The sequence below is a fragment of the Candidatus Blochmannia sayi (nom. nud.) genome, assembly GCF_059935855.1.
The window spans coordinates 84,990-107,624 of sequence record NZ_CP011796.1 but is presented as its reverse complement, the minus strand read 5'-3'; the positions used below and the strand labels follow the sequence as shown (position 1 = coordinate 107,624).

At 29.8% G+C, this 22,635-nt stretch carries 21 protein-coding genes and 1 tRNA gene; 2 read left to right on the top strand and 20 right to left on the bottom strand.

The window, feature by feature from the left end; genetic code table 11:
• Positions 1 to 5 precede the first annotated feature (5 nt).
• The 17 genes from Bsayi582_RS00455 to orn all read right to left on the bottom strand — a co-directional run bounded on the left by Bsayi582_RS00455 (position 6) and on the right by orn (position 14,829).
• The gene (locus Bsayi582_RS00455) at positions 6 to 530 is read right to left on the bottom strand and encodes a POTRA domain-containing protein (RefSeq protein ID WP_500815857.1); all 525 of its coding nucleotides are present in this window, start codon (positions 528 to 530) and stop codon (positions 6 to 8) included.
• Between the two features lie 55 nt (positions 531 to 585).
• Entirely contained in the window at positions 586 to 792 is a 207-nt protein-coding gene (locus Bsayi582_RS00450) for a hypothetical protein (RefSeq protein ID WP_500815856.1), read from the bottom strand.
• A gap of 456 nt (positions 793 to 1,248) precedes the next feature.
• A complete protein-coding gene (gene cysQ / locus Bsayi582_RS00445; protein ID WP_500816074.1) occupies positions 1,249 to 2,004 on the bottom strand; it encodes a 3'(2'),5'-bisphosphate nucleotidase CysQ in 756 nt (251 codons plus the stop codon).
• Positions 2,005 to 2,238: 234 nt separating this feature from the next.
• The gene (rplI, locus tag Bsayi582_RS00440; protein ID WP_500815855.1) at positions 2,239 to 2,709 is read right to left on the bottom strand and encodes a 50S ribosomal protein L9; all 471 of its coding nucleotides are present in this window, start codon (positions 2,707 to 2,709) and stop codon (positions 2,239 to 2,241) included.
• A 48-nt stretch (positions 2,710 to 2,757) separates the two neighbouring features.
• Positions 2,758 to 2,988, bottom strand: a complete 231-nt coding sequence (gene rpsR / locus Bsayi582_RS00435; protein ID WP_500815854.1) for a 30S ribosomal protein S18 — start codon at positions 2,986 to 2,988, stop codon at positions 2,758 to 2,760.
• A 283-nt stretch (positions 2,989 to 3,271) separates the two neighbouring features.
• Entirely contained in the window at positions 3,272 to 3,625 is a 354-nt protein-coding gene (gene rpsF / locus Bsayi582_RS00430; protein ID WP_500815853.1) for a 30S ribosomal protein S6, read from the bottom strand.
• 256 nt (positions 3,626 to 3,881) lie between these two features.
• Positions 3,882 to 4,628, bottom strand: a complete 747-nt coding sequence (gene rlmB, locus Bsayi582_RS00425; RefSeq protein ID WP_500816073.1) for a 23S rRNA (guanosine(2251)-2'-O)-methyltransferase RlmB — start codon at positions 4,626 to 4,628, stop codon at positions 3,882 to 3,884.
• A gap of 287 nt (positions 4,629 to 4,915) precedes the next feature.
• On the bottom strand, positions 4,916 to 6,214 hold the full coding sequence (locus Bsayi582_RS00420; RefSeq protein WP_500815852.1) for an adenylosuccinate synthase: 1,299 nt from the start codon (positions 6,212 to 6,214) through the stop codon (positions 4,916 to 4,918).
• Between the two features lie 129 nt (positions 6,215 to 6,343).
• Entirely contained in the window at positions 6,344 to 7,369 is a 1,026-nt protein-coding gene (gene hflC / locus Bsayi582_RS00415; protein ID WP_500815851.1) for a protease modulator HflC, read from the bottom strand.
• Between the two features lie 3 nt (positions 7,370 to 7,372).
• Positions 7,373 to 8,695, bottom strand: a complete 1,323-nt coding sequence (hflK, locus tag Bsayi582_RS00410) for an FtsH protease activity modulator HflK (protein WP_500815850.1) — start codon at positions 8,693 to 8,695, stop codon at positions 7,373 to 7,375.
• A 55-nt stretch (positions 8,696 to 8,750) separates the two neighbouring features.
• A complete protein-coding gene (gene hflX, locus Bsayi582_RS00405) occupies positions 8,751 to 10,055 on the bottom strand; it encodes a ribosome rescue GTPase HflX (protein ID WP_500815849.1) in 1,305 nt (434 codons plus the stop codon).
• Between the two features lie 148 nt (positions 10,056 to 10,203).
• Positions 10,204 to 10,449: an RNA chaperone Hfq gene (gene hfq / locus Bsayi582_RS00400; RefSeq protein WP_500815848.1), complete on the bottom strand. Its 246-nt coding sequence runs from the start codon at positions 10,447 to 10,449 to the stop codon at positions 10,204 to 10,206.
• 84 nt (positions 10,450 to 10,533) lie between these two features.
• Complete coding sequence (gene miaA, locus Bsayi582_RS00395; protein WP_500815847.1) at positions 10,534 to 11,514, bottom strand: tRNA (adenosine(37)-N6)-dimethylallyltransferase MiaA; 981 nt, start codon at positions 11,512 to 11,514, stop codon at positions 10,534 to 10,536.
• A gap of 189 nt (positions 11,515 to 11,703) precedes the next feature.
• A complete protein-coding gene (locus tag Bsayi582_RS00390; RefSeq protein ID WP_500815846.1) occupies positions 11,704 to 13,023 on the bottom strand; it encodes an N-acetylmuramoyl-L-alanine amidase in 1,320 nt (439 codons plus the stop codon).
• Positions 13,007 to 13,504, bottom strand: a complete 498-nt coding sequence (gene tsaE, locus Bsayi582_RS00385) for a tRNA (adenosine(37)-N6)-threonylcarbamoyltransferase complex ATPase subunit type 1 TsaE (protein ID WP_500815845.1) — start codon at positions 13,502 to 13,504, stop codon at positions 13,007 to 13,009. Before tsaE ends, Bsayi582_RS00390 begins: the two co-directional genes overlap by 17 nt.
• A gap of 548 nt (positions 13,505 to 14,052) precedes the next feature.
• Positions 14,053 to 14,125 (bottom strand) — tRNA-Gly (locus tag Bsayi582_RS00380).
• A 164-nt stretch (positions 14,126 to 14,289) separates the two neighbouring features.
• Positions 14,290 to 14,829, bottom strand: a complete 540-nt coding sequence (gene orn, locus Bsayi582_RS00375; RefSeq protein WP_500815844.1) for an oligoribonuclease — start codon at positions 14,827 to 14,829, stop codon at positions 14,290 to 14,292.
• A 725-nt stretch (positions 14,830 to 15,554) separates the two neighbouring features.
• Between orn and asd the strand changes: the two genes are divergently transcribed.
• Entirely contained in the window at positions 15,555 to 16,457 is a 903-nt protein-coding gene (gene asd / locus Bsayi582_RS00370) for an archaetidylserine decarboxylase (protein ID WP_500815843.1), read from the top strand.
• 36 nt (positions 16,458 to 16,493) lie between these two features.
• The gene (gene mscM / locus Bsayi582_RS00365; protein ID WP_500815842.1) at positions 16,494 to 19,892 is read left to right on the top strand and encodes a miniconductance mechanosensitive channel MscM; all 3,399 of its coding nucleotides are present in this window, start codon (positions 16,494 to 16,496) and stop codon (positions 19,890 to 19,892) included.
• Between the two features lie 22 nt (positions 19,893 to 19,914).
• Here the strand turns inward: mscM and efp are convergent, their stop codons facing one another.
• The 3 genes from efp to Bsayi582_RS00350 all read right to left on the bottom strand — a co-directional run bounded on the left by efp (position 19,915) and on the right by Bsayi582_RS00350 (position 22,628).
• Positions 19,915 to 20,481 (bottom strand): elongation factor P, encoded by a 567-nt coding sequence (efp, locus tag Bsayi582_RS00360; RefSeq protein ID WP_500815841.1) that lies wholly within the window; start codon positions 20,479 to 20,481, stop codon positions 19,915 to 19,917.
• Positions 20,482 to 20,648: 167 nt separating this feature from the next.
• Complete coding sequence (gene groL, locus Bsayi582_RS00355; protein ID WP_500815840.1) at positions 20,649 to 22,286, bottom strand: chaperonin GroEL; 1,638 nt, start codon at positions 22,284 to 22,286, stop codon at positions 20,649 to 20,651.
• Between the two features lie 48 nt (positions 22,287 to 22,334).
• On the bottom strand, positions 22,335 to 22,628 hold the full coding sequence (locus Bsayi582_RS00350) for a co-chaperone GroES (RefSeq protein ID WP_500815839.1): 294 nt from the start codon (positions 22,626 to 22,628) through the stop codon (positions 22,335 to 22,337).
• Positions 22,629 to 22,635: the final 7 nt, after the last annotated feature.

Below are 22,635 nucleotides of genomic sequence, written 5' to 3'. Positions count from 1 at the left end.
TAATATTAATTTTTTTTTTGTTTAAAACATATATAATCTGGAAATATCGATATTGATTCAAACCAATTGGTCGAAAAGAGTCGACGATTTAATTCTATTATAGATTTAGTACTATAATATTCTCCTAAACGTATATTAGATATATTCTTTAAATAATCTTCTTTAATTTGACTGCCTTTAAACTTAACTTTTTCAAAAATATAACGTTGTCCGCTATCAAAATCTATATTCCAAATACTCTGACAACGAGAAGGTATCACAATAAGTTGACTTTTTTGAAATTTAGCATCAAAATATCCCTTAAATAAAGCTAAATTATAAAGTTTACTTTTAAATTTTTCATAATCATTATGATTTAATTGTTTTCCGACAAAAGATTTACCTTCTTTTATCATATCTCGGTAATCAGAGTCTTTTTCACCGTCGCCATGTACAAAAATATTTACCTCTGTAATTATAACTGGTATTCCAGGTGTAACTTTAACAACTAATAAATCATCAGACTCTTTATTAAAAGATTTGAACGACAAAAAAGATAATGTAGGATTATAATAACCTAATGGACGTAATCCAGATCTAACTATATCAGAAATTTTTTTTTAACTCTGAATAATCTATAATATTTTTTGTACTAATATGTAAGTCATGTAATTTTCTACGCACGTTATAATCTAATTCATCATCTAAACCCTCTATTCTTAAACTAAGATTAGCATAACATAATAACGGTATAAAAAAATAAATTATCAAATGTAATATAACTATAATATGCTCTTTAAAATCCTTAAACATATGCACATTCCTTGAATACACTAAAAACTTTAAATACAACAATTTCAATATATTATGAATAATATATTATTATATACAAATAAAACATACATTACATATTATGTATTATATATTTTTTATACATAAACATAATTTTTTTTAAAACACAATACGTTTAACACAATAATATATTATTAATAGTTCAAAAACTCAAATTACGTATGTTCATCTTTATAAATTTTAATTAGCGACTATATCAAAAAATAATTAAAATATTAAGTTTCTATTAGTATAAAAATAACAAACATTAAAAATATAAAAAACATCAATGTTTGTATATTCTTTACACAAATTATTCATAATATTCCTTGATAATATAAATACTACAAGCAAACAAATATCATGTGTTAAATTAAGTATTAACGATAATTAATGTAAGTTGAAACATAAACATTTAAAATATAAATACACAATCGATTACGATTGGTATAACGAAACTTGAAAACCTGGATTTAAAAAAGATTGATCAATATCCTTGTAATGTAAAGGATTACCATTCCAATCACTAATTACAGCACCAGCAGACTTAGCTATAATATGTCCAGCAGCTGTATCCCAAATTTTAGTACTAGAAAATCTCGGATAAAATTGCGCACTACCTTCCGCTACTAAACAAAATTTAAATGACGATCCAATATTGACGATTTTATAATTTTTTAATTTCATTAAATAATCATGCAATTTACTCTTATTACAATGATTACGACTTATTACTACAATTGGAGAATGAGATGTACGTACTGAAATATTTATACGTTCTCCCCGAACATTAACTTTCCATACTTTTCCATTATCTGCGGCATATAAAATATTATATACAGGAACATACACCACTCCCATAACAGGTTGCCCATATTCTACCAAGGCAATATTTACAGTAAATTCACCATTACGTAATAAAAATTCTTTAGTTCCGTCTAAAGGATCAATTAACCAAAAACAACTCTTATCTCTACATTCTTGCCATCTAGTAATATCTTCTTCTGATAAAATCGGAACTCCGGGTGTTAAATTTTGCAATAAATACACAATAACCTCATGAGAAAACAAATCAGCATTAGTTACAGGAGATTTATCTGACTTCTGGGACATATTTAATTTAAAATCCCCATTATAAATTTTCATAATTTCTGCTCCGGCTGATCGAGCAATATCACTCACTTTTTCAATCATTTCATAATGAAATATTATCATGTACATCCTACTGGTTTTTTATTACTTATAAAAATACGACACAAATTAAAAAATTTAATCAAATTTAAATATACAATATTACACTTATACTCTAGAGTTTAGATAACTGAATATACCCTACGATTATTAGTAAAAACAAAAACATGAACCTTTGTTGAATTTATTCTTAAAATGAAAATACGTACCATAAACCATAACAATATTAATTATAATTCATTTATTTTTAGATATTGAATCAACAACAATGACATTTAATTCAGCAAATATTTCACTATAAATATGAATCTTTACATTATATGTACCAACAGTTCTCAATAAACTATTATCAGGTAATCTAATCTGAGATTTAGAAATTTTCAAACCAGATGCCGTTGTGATCGCAACTGCGATATCACGCGCACCAATGGAACCAAATAATTTCCCTTCAATACCTGATTTCGCTCTAATAGTAACACTACCCAATTTATTAATTGTTTCTGCATAAAATTTAGCTTTATTCCGAACCTCCATAACCTTAGCTTGTAATTCAAGTTGTTGTGTTTTAAAAATTTCAACATTCTTTTTTGTAGCTGATATTGCTTGAGATTTTGGTATTAAAAAATTACGAGCATAACCTGATCTCACAGTCACTTCTGATCCCATATTTCCAAGTTTGTCCACATTTTTAAGTAAAATAACCTTCATAGTATATCCCCTTATGATATAACATATCATTTCAATCAAAAATAGAAATTATTTATGCCGATCAGTATATGGTAATAAAGATAAATAACGCGCTCTCTTGATGGCGCGAGCCAGTTGTCTTTGATACTTTGATTTGGTTCCAGTAATTCTACTTGGAATAATCTTTCCACTCTCTATAATAAAATGCTGTATTGTAACAAGATCTTTATAATCAATATCAGTGCATTTCTCTGCTGTAAATCTACAAAATTTACGGTTACGTACAAAACGCGTCCCCATAACAAAACTCCATTCATTATTATGTAATTTTACACAAAATCACAATTAACCAATTATGATTATTTTATATTATACTTCTTCAATACAAACATAAAATAAATATATTTTATGTTTTATATTTTATATTTTATATTTTTATTTTTTACTATTATATAATATGATTAAAAACTCATAAATAATCAATTAAATACATTTAATACCTAAAACAACTTTAACTCTAATACATTACATATCTTAATTTCGTCACTTATATATTTCAATGATTTTATTATTATTATTATTATTATGTAGTAACCACATGACACTCTTGATTTTCTTCTTTCTTTTTCATCATAGGAGATGGATCAGTTATCGCATATTTAGTACGTATAACCATATTACGTAATATAGAACCATTAAAACGAAAAGAATCATTCAATTCTCTCATAGTATCTTGAGGTACTTCTATATTCAGCAACACATAATAGGCTTTATTTAATTTTTTAATTGAATATGCTAATTGACGACTACCCCAGTGTTCTATACGATGAATTTTTCCTTGAACATTAGAAATTACTTCTGTGCAATGATTAATTATATTAGATATTTGATCGTTACAATCGGGATGTATCATAAAAACTATTTCATAGTGACGCATGATTTATTCCTTTTATTACAAAATATTTTTTATTAATTGAAACTCCAACAATATTACTAAAAACATAAAAATTATAATAATTATCTATTTTTTTACAAAACTATATATTCAATCTTTCCCTTATTAATAAGACAACTATGCCACACTGTATATAGTGTACATAATATATAATAATACACCAATTTTAGAACCAAAACATTAAATAATAAATTATATTATATACAGCAATAATATAATCAATAATCATTCTTTATTTTCATTTATACCTATTACGTTGTCTTAACGCCTCAAATAAACATATGCCTGTAGCCACTGATACATTAAGTGAAGCAACACTCCCCAACATAGGGATAGTAACTAATTCATTACAATTTTCTTTCGTTAAACGACGAATCCCATTTTCTTCAGAACCCATTACGAAAGCTAAAGGACCAATTAGTTTGCTGTCAAAAATAAAATGTTTAGATCCTAACACAGTACCAATAATCCAAATATTATGTTCCTGAAGTAATCGTAATGTTCTGGTTAAATTAGTTACTTGTACAAAAGGTATATTATCTGCAGATCCAGATGATACTTTCCTAACTGTCCCGTTTAAACAAGCTGAACGATTACGTGGCGCAATTACTAAATGAGCTCCAGCCGCATCTGCTGATCGTAAACATGCGCCTAAATTATGTGGATCAGTAATCCCATCTAATATCACTAATAATGGAGTTGATTTACATCCTATTAAAAAAAATGGCAAATCATTTTCTTGCATACAATACTGCTGTCTGGTTATCGTCGCAACAATACCTTGATGTAATCCACCCCGAGATTCAGCATCTAATCTACGATTATCACATTCTTGAATACTAATATTATATTTTGTTATTTGATCAATTAATAATTTCAAACGTAAATCTTTAGATTTACGCGCAATATATACAGATAAAATTCGTCTTGGATTATTATTTAAAACAGATTTTACAGCATGTATACCATACACTGATTCACTGATTTTATTCATAAACACTATCTTGTTGTCTACAATTAACTAATTTTCAAAATAATTACATGTTATCTATTCTATTAAATAAAACACATAGTTATTACATACATACTGCAATAACTATCTCTACATATATTGTCTGAAACATTTACATACTACAAAGACGATTCGTCATGATTCAACAATTACACCTAAAATTTTGTTAATTTATTTATTACAAATATAAAATTATTATAAAAATAATAATATTTTATTCAAAATAGGAGGACATACGCTCTTATTTTATTAGTTAAGAACTAAAACAGGTCGTGTAACACTATAATTGCAGAACGTTCTTCACCAGTAGAAATAATATTTATAGGAACACCAATAATTTCTTCTATACGTTTAATATAATATTGAGCCTCCGTGGGTAACTGATTAAATACAGTAATACCCGCAGTATTTTCCTTCCATCCAGGTAATGTTTCATATATGGGTTCTAAATTTTTCAACACTTCTATGGAAGATGGAAAATTGTATATTAATTGACCACCTTCTTTACGATATGCAACACAAATTTTTACTTCCTCTAAACCATCTAAAACATCAATTTTTGTTAAACAACACGAAAAAAAAGAATTAATTTTTACAGAATATCGTACCGCTACTGCATCAAACCAACCAGTACGACGACGACGTCCAGTCGTCGAACCAAATTCATTTCCGCGCATACGTAACCAATGCCCCACATCATTTGATAATTCTGTAGGAAACGGGCCAAATCCCACACGAGTAGAATATGCTTTTACAACACCTAAAACATAATCAATACAACTTAATCCAACTCCTGTACCAATACTCGCACTTCCAGCAATAGTATTAGTGGCTGTAACATAAGGATACGTCCCATGATCTATATCTAACAAACTACCCTGAGCTCCTTCAAATAACACTACATCTCCTTGTTTCCAAGCATCACTCAACAACTTGGGCACATCAACAACCATATCAATTAACACATCAGATATTGAAATAATTTCATTCAATACCATCTGATAATTAATAGATTCTGATTTATAATAATGAACTAGCTGAAAATTGTAATAATCTACCACATCTTTTAATTTATTTTCAAAATTTTTTAGATTATAAAGATCACTTACTCGTAATGCACGTCTTGAAACTTTATCCTCGTAAGCCGGTCCAATACCACATCCAGTAGTTCCAATAACTTTATCTTTAGACACCTGGACTTTTTCTCTCACTAAATCCATTGCTGTATGATAAGATAGTATCAGAGGACAACATTCAGAAATAAATATACGTTTGTATATTGACACCCCTAATTTCCGCAACATTTCCATTTCTTTTATTAAAGAAACCGGTGATAAAACAACACCATTACCAATAACAGTAGTGACATGATTATGTAATATCCCCGAAGGAATCAAATGTAAAGTAATTTTTTTATGATTCACTATAATAGTATGACCAGCATTATGCCCTCCTTGATAACGAACCACATATCGAACTTGTGGAGCTAAAAAATCCACTATTTTTCCTTTACCTTCATCACCCCATTGCGCTCCTAATACAACAAAACCTCTAACCATTTCTTAGAATCACCCATTAATTTGAACATCTATCTATGATAGATAATACAACATATACATATACCAAATCAAATAACACGATTATAATTATTTACATCAATACAATAATCAATTTTACTAACGTAATGATTAATGTGAAGTGATATTTTTTGGTGACTTCATAAAACGTAAAAAATCAGTTTCTGAGCTTAATACCATAAGATCATCGTTTTTTTTATCAAAACTATTTTCGTATGCACGTAAAGTACGTATTAAGGCATAAAATGACGGATCTTCACTAAAAGTAGTGGCATATAGTTTCGCGGTTTCCGAATCTGCTTCACCTCGAATAATTAAAGACTCTCTCTTAGCCTCAGCTAAAGTACGTGTTACTTCATAATCTGCTGTAGCACGTAATTTTTCAGCTTCTTCTCGTCCTTGAGATCTATGACGTCTGGCTACAGCATCGCGCTCTGCGCGCATACGTTGATAAATTGCATCTGATACTTCTGTTGGCAAATTAATTTGTTTAATTCGCACATCTACTATTTCAATGCCCAAAGCAGCCATGCTATTTGGATTAACTAAATCATACGAACCACAATAACCCTCTCTCTTCAAGATATCAGGTTTTGTTGAATTAAAATTAAATGTTTTTATATCATTTGAATGACATTCCAGAGTCCCTTCTCCTGAAGTTCCATGATTTAACGATGCACGCACATCAGTCATTAACTTATTTCGTGAATCTGTAACAATGCCTTGAACATTTAATCTCCCTAATTCTGAACGCAACCGATCAGAAAATTTTCGTTTTATCAACACTTCTGCTTGAGAAACATCTCCCCCTCCTGTTGCTAAATAATAACGACTTAAATTACTAATACGCCATTTAACATAAGAATCAATAATTAAATCCTTTTTTTCCATAGTCACAAAACGATCTGCTTGATTATCCATAGTTTGGATACGTGTATCTAACACCTTTATTGTTTCAATGAATGGAATCTTTATATGCAATCCAGGATTATAAATTAATGGATTATTATCCGAATCACGTAATACTTTACCAAAACGCAGTATAATTCCTTTATGGCCCTCTTCTATCGTAAACAAAGAAAAAAACAATACTACCGCTAATATACATACAACACATAAAAAAATATTTCGTATCATTTATTACTCTCTCCCTCTACGCACAATATCAACACGTTGTGTATTAGCTTGTCGTTGATTTAGTGTTTTGTCTTCAGGTATGATGGTATTTGTATTTATATGATTAGACAATTGATTATTTTTTTTCGACATCAAATTCTTTGAACGATTGTTATTAAAATCACTCGCAGCACATATATGGTCTGATTTTAAAATATCACTCATACTATTATCATCGTCCATCCTATCATTGTAGAATCTAACTTTTTCATCATCATTTTTTACTTGTTTTACTTGACCTGAAGGCAATAACAATAGATTCTGAGTATTTTTTGAATTTATAAATATTTTTCTAGTATTACTTAACACGCGCTCCATAGAATTTATATATAATCGCTCACGAGTAATTTCAGGCGCTGCTTTATATTCTGGTAAAATTTTAGAAAATCGTTGCACTTCACCCTGTGCTTCTAATACAGTACGTGCTTTATATGCGCGACCTTCTTCCAAAATACGTTGTGCCTGACCATTTGCGCGAGGTTGTACTTCATTAGCATAAGCTTCAGCTTCACGAATATATTGTTGTTCATTCTCACGAGCCGCTATAGCATCATCAAACGCAGCTTTCACTTCTTCTGGAGGACGAGCTGTTTGAAAATTTACATCTAATAAAGTAATACCCATATTATAAGGATATATAGTTTTTTCCAAAATCTGTCTAGTATCAGTACGAACCACTGTGCGTCCTTCAGTTAAAATACGATCCATATTATATTTTCCGATGACTCCACGTAAAGCGCTATCAGTAGCCTGACGTAGACTATCGTCAGCATCAGTAACATTAAATAAATAATTTCTTGGGTCAGTTACACGATACTGTATATTCATCTCTACTCGAACTACATTTTCATCGGAAGTTAGCATCATCCCAGAAGCTGCTAACTCACGTACTGACTCTACATTTACAGGAATGACAACATCAAAAAAAGTAGGTTTCCAATTTAAACCTGGCTGTACTAAATGATGATATTTACCAAATCTTAACACTACCCCACGCTCTGCTTCTTTAATAGTATATAAACCACTTATAATCCACACAAAAAAAATTATAATTAACATTAAAACTATTAAAATATTTCTGTTCTCTGGAAATTTCTCTATATTTTTATTATAATCACCAAATATATTTATTTTATTATTAATTTTATTTAAATATTTATCCGCATTTAACATATTAAATGCGGATCTCTTCTTATCGTTAGACGAAGAACTCATCTTCTCATTTTCATCATGATATCTCCACAGATCATAAATATACTTATAGTTTCGAAAATAATTACAAATCATATTTTACCTCTCATGTTGCATGAGCGATCCACATTATTTCTTTTATTAAAAAACATTACACAACATAATCTATTAATAACTTATTATTTTTTAATAAACGATTCCAATCTATAGAAGATAAAGATATCTTTAATCTAATATAATGATCGTCTTCAACCCAATATTGTTTTACAGCCTGTAAATTATGTAACTTCTGACATAAATCGTTATTGATAGGTATACGTAATTCATAAGAAATCATATTCTTGGATAATAACTCATTAAGAGATTGTATTAATAAAGAAATACCCAAATTATCTCGAGCAGATATCCATACCCGATTTGGACATCCATTATTATCTCGATCAATACGTGGCACTATTTTTTTTAATCGATCTATCTTATTCATAACCAAAAGCATTGGAATATTACGAATATTCATACTGTTCAAAATATAACGTACTGTATCAATATTTTGTTCAAACCTTTCATCAGTAACATCTACAACATGTAGCAATAATGTCGCTTGTATCGTTTCTTGTAAAGTTGCCTTAAAAGAAGATATCAAACCTCGTGGTAAATTTTTAATAAAACCTACTGTATCTACTAACACAATATTAGAGTATCCCTTTTGAGATACAATACTCCTACACGTAGGATCAAGAGTGGCGAACAGTTTTTTTGCCGTATACACATGTGAATTAGTCATTACATTAAATAAAGTAGATTTTCCAACATTTGTATATCCTACCACAGAAACAGTATTAACTCCAATTCTCAAACGATGCCGTCTACTCTGTTCTCGCTGATTTTCTATTTTTTTTAAACGCAATAGGACTTGAGTAATCTCTTTACGTAACAAACGACGATCAGTTTCTAATTGCATTTCCCCTGATCCTCCGCGTAATCCAATACCACCTCTTTGGCGTTCAAGATGACTCCATTCATGTACCAAACGAGAATTTAAATAACGCAACTGAGCCAATTTAATTTGTAATTTACCTTCATATGTACGTGCATGTTGCGCAAAAATACTAAGAATCAGCTGATTCCTATCAATTATCTTACATTTCAATAAATGTGTAAGATTACGTTCTTGACAAGCAGACAAAATACAATTAAATAATACAATAGATACAGAATTATTTTCAATCATTCCTTTGAGCTCTAACGCTTTTCCTATCCCAATAAAATATTTGGCACTACAAACCTGGCAATTACTAGTAATTGTGTCTAATACTTGTATTCCAGCAGTAGATGCTAAAGATAAAAATTCTTGTAAATCAAAATTTACATCTTCTTTTTTTCTATGTAAACAAACATGAACTAATATAGCTTGTTTATCAGAACAACCTAAACTACTTAAAAATGATAATCCCATAATAAATTGTATTTAATGCATAATATATCAAAAAAAACCACTAAACATTCTATATTATATATACACTATATAATAATACTTTATATTATCAGAATTGTATTTCGTAATCATATGCAAAATATATATAATAATTTTTTTAAAATAATTATTAAAAAGAACCTTTATCACTAATACGATTAACATAATATGAGACAACACGAGAGGGCACAATAGTAGATACAGCATGTTTATAAATCATTTGATTGACAGTATTTCTTAATAAAATTACAAATTTGTCAAAAGATTCAATTTCTCCTTGCAATTTAATACCATTTATTAAATAAACAAAAACCGGAATACGTTCTCTACGTAACACATTTAAAAAAGGATCCTGTAACGATTGACCTTTACTCATTTATCAATTTCCTTAAAACTAACTTTATACAATACACTAAATAGTTTAAAAAATTAAATAATTTTTATATCTTAATTTTTTAATTTATATATCATATGAACATTTTATTAAAATCTTTGATATACTATCGATCGCAATTGATAAGCAATCACCATTTAACCAATACAAATTTGGCCATCTACGTAACCAAGTTAATTGATGTTTAGCAAGTCGCTTAGTTGCACAAATTCCTTTAAATATCATCTGATTATAAGTAATATCACCAGATAAATATTCCCACATTTGACGATAACCTACGCAAGAAATAGATGATGACTTACCCCCTTTTTTATGCAAGTCAGATCGACTGAATAACACGCCAACCTCATGTTCAAATCCAATTTCTAACATCTTATAAAAACGGCGTTCAATACGATTACTCAATATTTCGCGACTTGATGGTGCAATAGCAAATTGATATACCTTATATCTTAATTTTTGAGTAGCAATTAACTTTAATTCCGTCCAAGTTTTTCCCGAGATAAAAAAAATTTCTAGTGCTCGTATTATTCTTTGATGATCATTTACATGAATTCTACTGGCCGAAACAGGATCAATATGTTTTAATAAACCATGCATATTTATCCATCCTATTTTTTGTGCTTCATATTCCAAATCATCGCGCATTACCTGATCAGTAGCTGGTAAATAACACAATCCTTCTAATAGAACTTTAAAATATAACATCGTTCCACCAACTAAAAAAGGTATATGTCCGGATCTTATAATATTCTCCATCTCATTATTTGCATCATAATAAAAATCTGCTGCTGAATAACGTTCAACCGGATCACGAATATCTATTAATTTATGTGGAGCTAATGTTAATTCTGAAGGAACAGGTTTAGCTGTTCCGATATTCATTCCACGATACACCAAAGCTGAATCAACACTAATAATGTCTATTTTTAGATTCTGTTTTTTTAAAGCTATAGCTAAACTTGTTTTTCCAGAAGCTGTAGGACCCATTAAAAATATAACTAACGGCTTACTATCTTTTATACTATAATTCCTCAATTCATTCAAAAATTTTGCAGTGTTACTGCTTTAAAACTATTTTAATAAACTATCAAAATATTCAACCACCCAATATAGTATAACATATGTAATTTTTACACATAAACATACACAAATAAATATTTACAATAATTTACCTTAGAACAAATAAAAACTATATTTAAAATCTACACAATTTTTATAATATTAATTGACTAATTAACTTGCAGTAATGTACGCCTGTTTGTTCTGTACACAACCTAAAAATGTTTTGTGTGAATTTATAAAATAATCACACAAACCTTTATACAATGCATTAGCCATTTTCTCTTGATAGTCATTACTAGCAAGCAGATGTTCTTCTTTTATATTACTAATAAAACCAGTCTCTACTAAAATAGACGGAATATCTGGAGATCGTAATACACCAAAACTAGAATACTCAGGCATGTTTTTATGCAGAGTAGTAATATTTTTTAACTGATGTAAAACATTCAATGCAATATCGTATCCTACCCGTTGAGCGTAACAAAACTGCAAATCTAAAACTAAATGCCTAATATATGGTTCACTACGATAGCTAGTAAGTATATCTCCTAGCCCTCCTAACAACTCCGAATGTTTTTCACTACATTGTTGCAACCAATGTGTCATTTCACTTTTAACACGACGATTAGATAGCACCCAAACCGACGCTCCTTTAACTTTAGCATTTAAAGTAGAATCTGCATGAATTGAAATTAATACATTTGCTCTTCTTTTTCTAGCTACATTAGAACGCTCCATAACCGATAAAAAATAATCTCCATCACGAGTCATAACGGCTTTAAATCTAGGATCTAAATCCAATAATACTTTTAATTTTTTTGCTATATTAATCGTAATATTTTTCTCATATATTCCATTACTCCCTGTAGCTCCTGGATCTTGTCCTCCATGTCCAGCATCTATAGCTACAACTATAGGGGATAACACCTTCTTATCTTCTTGATTCTGTTTGATATTAAATTGCGAATCTACTGTTCTCTTTTGATTGTTTTTAACTTGATTAATTTTAAAACTGGTCTTATTGTTATAAGAGACAGTTGACTTTATACCTATGTTTACGTTAGATATAGTGGGTGTTCTTTTTTTTAAAATTGTTAATATAACATAATAACTTTCTCCCATTTTTTTTTGTGTTACTGTCCCTATTTCTGCGGAATAAATTAAATCTAGTACTATACGTACACTTTTATGATTAACAGACATATTTGTCCGAATACATTTAACTAAATTTACACCATTGAAATACATTGGAAATGTATTTTTATCATAATAAACATTGGACGTTCTAAGAAGATCAATCACAATCCGCTCTGGATCATGTAAAGAAAACACTATATATACGGGAGCAACAGCACAATTTAGTATTACTGTAGCTTGGTTTTCATTATTTTTTACAGAAATAGCATTAAGAGTTGAAGCTATAACTGAATCAATACACAAATATTTTGATAAGATCATCACCGCTAAAATTATTTCATATTTTAACTTCATGTATGCAATTTCCAATTAACAATAAAGAACTTAGCATTTTATAACCTAAATTACTACAAGACTCCATTGTTACTCTTCTAGAATTCTGATGATCATGATAATGCATTGTCACTGAAATATCTTCTGTTGGTAAAATCTCCAGTTCTTGTCTCGGCCACTCTACCAAACATATAGTACAACCATCAAAATAATCTCTAATTCCCATATATTCAAGTTCTTCTGAAGAAATTAATCTATAAAAATCAAAATGACACACATGTCGATGCTTCAAAACATAAGATTCAACCAAAGTATAAGTTGGACTATTTATATGCCCCACATATCCTAACTCACGCAAAAATCCTTTACAAAAAATAGACTTACCTGATCCTACATGACCATATAAATAAACCACACAACCTTGAACGCAAACAGACGCTAATGCCGCTCCTAATAACAAAGTTTTTGATTCACTAGATAACACTTTTGTGTATCTTTTCATCATTAATATGATACAAATAATACTTATGTAATAAAGTTAATGTAGTATATATAAAATTTTATACAAAACAAAATAACGCAATATACTATTACATTGGAAATAAAATAAATTTATAAAATTTAACAAATAAATTAACAAAACTCCAAACAAACAGATACTGATTATGTATAAAAATTACATTTTTTCTTTGAAATTACATATCCTACAATATTTAATCTTTACAATTATACAAATACCTATAATATTAATAACATAAGCAAAAAAAACCGACATACTAAATAATCAAAAAATATCGTTTTCTCAAATTATTAAATATAACTCATCATTAATACAAAATAACCCATTATGGATATATGAAATAAAACTAAAAATTTTAAAAAATTAATAATATAAATCATTACCAAATACATAAAATTTTAAAATAAACAACTTGCTACTCGCACTTAACTCTATCATCTCAAAACACACCAATATTTTACACCCTTATTAACTTTATTCACGTCAACAAATAACACATTTCAATGATAAAAATCAGCTAACTAAAATACAGCGGGAAACGAGGCTCGAACTCGCGACCCCAACCTTGGCAAGGTTGTACTCTTCCAACTGAGCTATTCCCGCTTATTTAAAATACAAACACAAAAATACACTATTCACTTATCAAAGTGTACTTACATTTTACCACTAAACACTGAAATTTATATATTAATATAATATATTTAATTCAATAACGTCAAAAAAACAGCTAAAACATTTATATCATAAAAGTTTTTATTATATGATAATTATAATTTTATAAAATACTCTCGATAATAAGCTAATTCTGCAACAGACTCACGAATATCCTCTAACGCACGATGAGTATTACGCAATTGTAATCCAGGTATCAAGTCTGGTCTCCAACGAATCATTAATTCTTTAATTGTACTAACATCTAAATAACGATGATTAAAATATGATTCCAACTTTGGCATATATCTAAATAAAAATCTACGATCCTGAGCAACACTATTTCCACATATCGGGGATTTTTTAAAAGAAACCCAATTTTTTAAAAATTCTATTGTCAAATCGGATGCGCTAGTCTCATCTAATCGACTATGTCTTACTTTTTTTAACAATCCAGTAATACCATGAGTACGTTTGTTCCAATCATCCATTAATAACAATTGAGACTCAGATTGATGTATCGTTAAAACTGGCCCTTCCGACAAAATATTTAATTTACTATCAGTAACCAAAGTAGCCATTTCTAAAATACGATCCCGTTCTGGATTTAATCCAGTCATTTCTAAATCAATCCATATTAGATTGTTATCAAACATATAAACCATACTCATATAACAGAAACATATTATTAAAAATTTAACTCAATTACCAATAAAAATTATTATTATTCTGCATTCAAATACTGCTCATGCTCATATATATTAAAATATAAATAAATTCACAAACACCATTTTATATTAAACCTCGCACAAAACACCACTTCCATTTAATGATAATCAATCAAACGATCGCAAATATTAATACATTTAACAAATACACATCAAATGTTAAAAATAAATCACAATATCATTTTAATAATTCATCAGTATTCTAATAACTACATAAATTTCATTTTTTACAATTTTATACAAATAATAAAAATTAAACACTAACAAATCTATAAAAATACTCAACTATAGTTTTCATGCAACATAATCGAAATTAATCATTACTTGTTAATCTTAATTTTAATAATAAATAAATACCCCTCAAACTATATAGTATAGTGTTATATAATTAACAACATAAAAATACTGATTAAATATAACTCTACAATCACCAAAATTAGGATTTAATTTCATAATTTCTAACATACAATAAAATTAACTCCATTTTAGAAATATAACTAAAACATATTTTTTATACAATTAACAACGTATTATATGTTATATTATGATTTAAAATAACATAAATTTCGTAACAAAAAAACTAATAATAAAATACATAATTTGTTATTAACAATAATCAACTAAGTATTAATCATCTAAATTGAGCGCACATTATGTTGAAAAAAATACAAATTTTATTGCAATATCTACTACCAAAATATTGGATTACTTATTTAATAGGGCTAGGAGCATCATGGAAAGGAGGGTGGGTAACACGTTATGCTATTATGCTATTTATTCATATCTACAAAATAAATATAAAAGAATCCGACAAACCCAATTTAACCGATTATACAACATTTAATTCATTTTTTACTCGAAAATTACGCGACAATGCCCGACCTATCGATACCAATCCATCTACATTAATCATCCCAGCGGATGGAATCGTTTCCCAAATAGGCAAGATAAACCAGACTAATATTTTTCAAGTCAAAGGAATTCCTTATCATCTAGATGGATTATTAGCAGGTCATGATAATATAATTAATTACTTTAATGACGGAAATTTCATAATTATTTATATTCCTCCACAAAATTGCCACCGAATCTATATGCCTTGTACAGGAACACTCCGAGAAGTATTATATATACCAGGTGATTTATTTTCAGTACACCCAAAAATCACAAAACACATACCCAATATCTTTTCTCGCAATGAAAGAGTAATATGTTTATTCGAAACAGATTTTGGTTATATGGCTCAAATTTTAGTAGGAGCTATAATCGTAGGAAGCATCGAAACTACATGGCTAGGAACTATTACTCCACCACGAGAAGGAGTTGTCAAACATTGGCATTACCCTTCTTCTCCTATTATTAATAATAACACAAAAAAATCTAAAGACTCCATTATATTACAAAAAGGACATGAAATGGGGCTATTTAAATTAGGATCTACTGTGATTAATTTATTTGATAACAAACAAGTTATTTTAAACAAAACATTACAACCACGCGATACTGTACGCATTGGAATGCCTTTAGCGCAAGGATATTATAATCACAAGAAGTAAGTATTATATATAATAATATCAATAATATTGTACTAAATGACTATTATCCAAAAACAAACTATATCTTTGGAATATTATCTTTTTTTAAGATATATACTAGTATGGCCAATAGCGTGGTTGTTTCCACTAATAACACTTTCTTCTAATTTTTTAGATGAACACAAAATCAAACAAGACTTACAAAGTGCGCAACAAGAAGAACATATTAATAGCACGCATCAAAAAACTATTATAAATAACCTCCAATCTACATTGCATTTTATTTCTGAAAAAAAGTCTTCCAACATTAAAATCAAAGAATATCAAAAAATTATAGAAAATTTCTCACATGTAGCTCTTCAATTACACAATGAATATAACAATACATCCAATAACATTATTGATATACGCCAAAATCTTTCTGTCTACGAACTAAAACAAAAACTATTTCAAATCCATAATCAATTAATAGATTTATCAGAAAAACTAAAACAAGAACAAGATCAAACCCGTTCTATCAATGAATCATTGATACTATTGCCACAACAACAAGCCACAACTAAAAATATATTAAATAATTTAGAACAACAACAAATGTTATATGCAAATGCAAATACTTCATTGGAACGAACCAAACTCGTTGCATTACAATCAGAACAAGCAGCTAAACAATTAAAAATAACCGAACTCGAATTTGCTCAACTGAGTGCCAATAATCTCAAAGAATTATCTCGACTTCGTATACTGTTACTTAAAAAAAAATATGATCATCTAGATAATACGTCACAAATATTAAGAGAACAATTACATCATTTATATCAAAAAGAAACTAACGACACTATTGAACAGACTGACAAAATATTAATCAAACAGAATAATACATTACCGAAATCTATAAAAAAACAATTACAAACCAATCATGATCTTTCAATTATTTTAAATCAACAAGCACACTACATAAATAACATTGCATCAAAAAAACAAGAAGTGGCATTACATACGTTGCAAGTAAGACAAACCTTTACTAATTTACTAGAACAAGCACAGTGGTTGGATAAATCCCCAGCTCTCGGAGAAACATTACGCGCTCAAGTTTCCAAATTACCAAAAATGCCTAAATCTCAACAATTAGATCATGATATGGCTCAATTAAGAGCTAAGCGCTTACAATACGAAAACCAATTAAATAAATCGGCACTGTTGTTATCACAAAGCAAACAAGACGACGGCACTCCACTCACACCACAGCAAAAATATATCTTTGAAACACAACTTACCACGCAACGTGGTCTAATTACATCGCTACTAAATCTTTACGATACACACATTCTTGAATTAACAAAATTAAAAATTGCCTATGAACAACTGAAAGAAGCGTTACAAGATGTACAAAAAGCTACATATCGCTACTTATTTTGGGTAGCTGATGTTCGTCCAATTACCATATCTTATCCATTAGACGTTTACCAAGATGCATACAGATTATTAACCGAAGATAAGATTAATCATCAAATAATATCAGCATTACAAATGGTTTGCTCTGAAAAAAAAAACCTAATATTAATAATATTAGGTATCATTACATCAACTGGATTTTATTTTAGCATACGTTATCATTATCAAGAATTTTTGGAACGATCCAGCGAAAAAATAGGCAAAGTAAATAAAGATAATTTTTTACTTACTTTTCATAATGTATGGTACTCAATATTAATAGCTTTACCAATTCCAGCATTATGGACGATAATAGGATATAGTTTAAGTCATGCCTGGTTATACCCTATTGCCGTTGCCATCGGGGATGGAATAAATTCCACAACTATTATATTATGGATATTTATAGTAAGTGCTTACTTTGCATCCGAAAAAGGATTATTTATCGCTCATTTTAATTGGCCAAAGAAAAGAGTTCAAGAAGTTTTTTCCCATCATTATATCTGGTCAGTTAGCATAGTTATTTTTTTAATGATAACATTCATAGTGTTTAATAACTACAACGATAGAGAATTTTCTAATACTCTAGGACGTTTATGTTTTATTTTATTATGCGTTCATTTAGCATTTATCACCAATAATCTAAAATGTTCCAATTTGCCTTTGTATTTAAACAAAAGCGATTCTTCTGACAATATCATTAATAATTTTTTATGGAATATAATGATATGCGCGCCAATAATAGCAGCTATTTCTTGTATTTTAGGTTATTTATTTGCTGCTCAAGCATTACTAGCTCGATTAGAAGTTTCATTACTTATTTGGATCATGTTATTAATTATATATCATATTATTCGCAGATGGATGTCCATTCAAAGACGTCGCATTGCTTTTGAACGAGCAAAACATAGAAGAGCTACACTCTTAGCTTTAAGAACTCACAGTGAATCAAATCCTTTTCAACTACAAACTAAAAACTTGGTATCTATCGGCGAAAACAATAGAAAAACTTTAGATTTAGATACTATCAGCACACAATCATTACAATTAATACGATCCATTCTCACTCTTATTGCTCTTTTATTAATGACTTTATTATGGTCCGAACTACATTCAGCATTTTCTTTTTTAGAAAATGTTACGTTATGGGATGTCACATCTACTATAAAAGGAGTAGATAACATTCAGCCTATAACATTAAATTCATTTCTCATTGCTATATTAGTTATTATTATCACAACTAAGACAGTACGAAATTTACCAGCATTTTTAGAATTAACTTTTTTACAACATTTAGATCTTGCACCAGGAACGAGTTATGCTATTACTACGTTAACTAAATATATATTAATGTTACTTGGCAGTATAGTAGGATGCTCATTAATAGGTATAGAATGGGCTAAAATACAATGGTTAATAGCAGCACTAGGCGTAGGATTAGGCTTTGGATTGCAAGAAATTTTTGCTAATTTTATCTCTGGGTTAATGATACTGTTCGAAAAACCAATTCGTATTGGTGATACCATAACTATCCGTAATCTCACTGGAAATGTTTCCCGAATTAATACTCGCGCAACTATTATCACTGACTGGAATCACAAAGAAATTATTATTCCAAATAAAGAATTTATCACAAAACAATTCATTAATTGGTCTTTATCAGACACGATAACACGTGTAGTACTACGAGTACCTGCTCCGTCACAAATAGATATAAATAAAATGATGCAAGTTTTACTACAAATAGTAAAAGATTCCTCTTTTGCTTTACACACTCCGTCTCCAGAAGTATATTTAGTAGATCTACAACATGGGTTTCCTGTATTTGAAATACGAATACACATAGCAGATACAAAGCTTCGTATGCCTTTATGTCACCAAATACATATGTTAATTATAGAATATTATCAAAACAATAAATTAACATTACCGTATATACCCATATGTTTTTACAATAATCAATTATCTATAAATAACTCTGACTATAACTACTCCCAATCAAATTGTTACACAACAAAATAAATATATGATATAATCAAACCCATTATTTTATTCGAGATACATACATACCTGAACGAGTATTAACTTTAATCAACTCTCCTGTGTGAATAAAACATGGAACTTTAACTATAGCACCCGTGCTTACAGTAGCAAATTTAATTCCAGACGATCCAGCATTACTCTTTTTAACAAGAGTGGTCTTTGTTATTTTTAATTCTACATAATTAGGGGGAATTACTCGAATTGGAATTGTATTCCATAAAATTACTACACAATCCAATTGCACTGTAATCCACTTGGCATTGTCTCCAATTATTTTTGTATCAACAGCAGTCTCTTCAAAATTATTTTTGTCTATAAAGTACCAATATCCCTTATCACGATATACGTAAGTTAAATCAATCTCTATAATATCAGCCGACTCTAAAAAATCTCCAGATTTGAAAGTCTTTTCTAAATTTTTACCAGATATTATCTGCCTAAAACGTACTCGACTAAAAGATTGTCCCTTACCAGGTTTTATAGATTCACTATTTAGTATAACACATGGTTCCCCATCGTGGATAATCTTAAGTCCAGCTTTAAATTCATTAATATTATATAGTACCATAATAAATTAATTTTTAATAAAATGTATAAAAACTCATTATTCTTTATTAATTAAAAATTATTGCATGTTGAAATACAAAATCAAACAAACCCCAGACCACTAATTAGTTCAACAGTATCGGGGTTTGTTTGATTAAAAACAACAATAATTAATAATATAATTACAAACTACATCATACCACCCATATTTCCGCCAGCTCCTGCATTTCCTAAATCTGGTTTATCTTCTTTAGGCAACTCAGTAACCATGCATTCAGTAGTAATCATCAAACCAGCAATAGATGCTGCATATTGCAAAGCAGAACGAGTGACCTTAGTAGGATCTAAAATGCCCAACTCAATCATATTACCATACTTCTCAGTAGCAGCATTATATCCAGTATTTCCTTCTCCCGATCTTACATTATTAGCGATCACCGAAGGTTCTTCCCCAGCATTAGCCATTATCTGACGTAACGGAGCTTCCATTGCTCGACGAGCAACCTTTATACCAACATTTTGATCTTCATTATCACCACATAAATCCCTAATAGCATTCGCCACACGAATCAAAGCCACACCACCACCAGCGACTACACCTTCTTCCACAGCAGCTCGGGTTGCATGTAATGCATCCTCTACTCGTGCTTTCTTTTCCTTCATTTCGACCTCAGTAGCCGCTCCAACCTTAATCACTGCTACTCCACCAGCTAATTTAGCAACACGTTCTTGCAATTTCTCACGATCATAATCAGAAGTAGCTTCATCACGTTGTTGATTAATTTGAGCTATACGACTATTTATAGCTGATTTATTACCTACTCCATCTATGATAGTTGTAGCATCTTTAGTTATAACTACGCGCTTAGCTTGACCCATATCTTCTAATGTTGATTTTTCTAACTCTAACCCAATTTCTTCAGAAATTACAGTTCCTGCGGTTAATATAGCTATATCTTGTAACATAGCTTTACGCCTATCACCAAACCCTGGAGCTTTTACAGCGGTTACCTTAACTATACCTCTCATATTATTTACTACCAAAGTAGCTAAAGCCTCTCCTTCGACATCTTCAGCGATAATAAGCAATGGTTTCCCTGCTTTTGCCACAGATTCTAATATAGGTAACATTTCCCTAATATTAGATATCTTCTTATCGGCTAATAAAATGAAAGGATGCTCAAGTTCCACTGTACCACTTTCAGGCTTATTAACAAAATAAGGAGAAAGATAACCACGGTCAAATTGCATACCTTCAACTACATCTAACTCATCCTGCAAACCAGATCCTTCTTCTACAGTAATAACCCCCTCTTTTCCCACTTTATCCATCGCTTGAGCAATAAGCTTTCCCACAGTTTCATCAGAATTCGCAGAAATAGTTCCTACTTGTGCAATAGCCTTAGGATCTGAACAAGGAACAGATAATTTTTTCAATTCTTCTACCGCCGCAACTACTGCTTTATCTATACCACGCTTCAAATCCATAGGATTCATCCCAGCAGCTACAGCTTTTAATCCTTCATTAACTATAGATTGAGCTAGCACAGTAGCAGTGGTCGTTCCATCACCCGCGGAATCATTTGCCTTAGAAGCAACCTCCTTAACCATTTGAGCGCCCATATTTTCGAATTTATCTTCTAGTTCAATTTCTCGCGCTACAGACACACCGTCTTTTGTAATAACCGGAGCCCCGAAAGACTTATCTAACACTACATTTCTTCCCTTAGGACCGAGAGTAACCTTCACTGCGTCGGCTAAAACATTAACACCACGTAACATCTTAACGCGAGCATCATTACCAAATTTCACATCTTTAGCTGCCATTTCATTTTCCTTAAAAATTTTTAGTTCAATTAATAAGTAAGTCGTGAATTATTTTTCAACGATAGCAAGGATATCGCTTTCAGACATAATTAATACTTCTTCATTATCAATTTTCTCCACTTTTACACCATATCCGTCATTGAAAATTACGGTATCACCAACACGCACATCTAACGCCTTTAATCCTCCGTTTTCCAAAACACGGCCATGACCAACAGCCAACACCTCGCCACGAGTAGATTTTCCCGCTGCAGATCCAGTCAATACAATACCTCCCGCAGATTTTGATTCAACCTCTTTACGTTTAACAATTACACGATCATGCAATGGACGAATTTTCATTTAACGC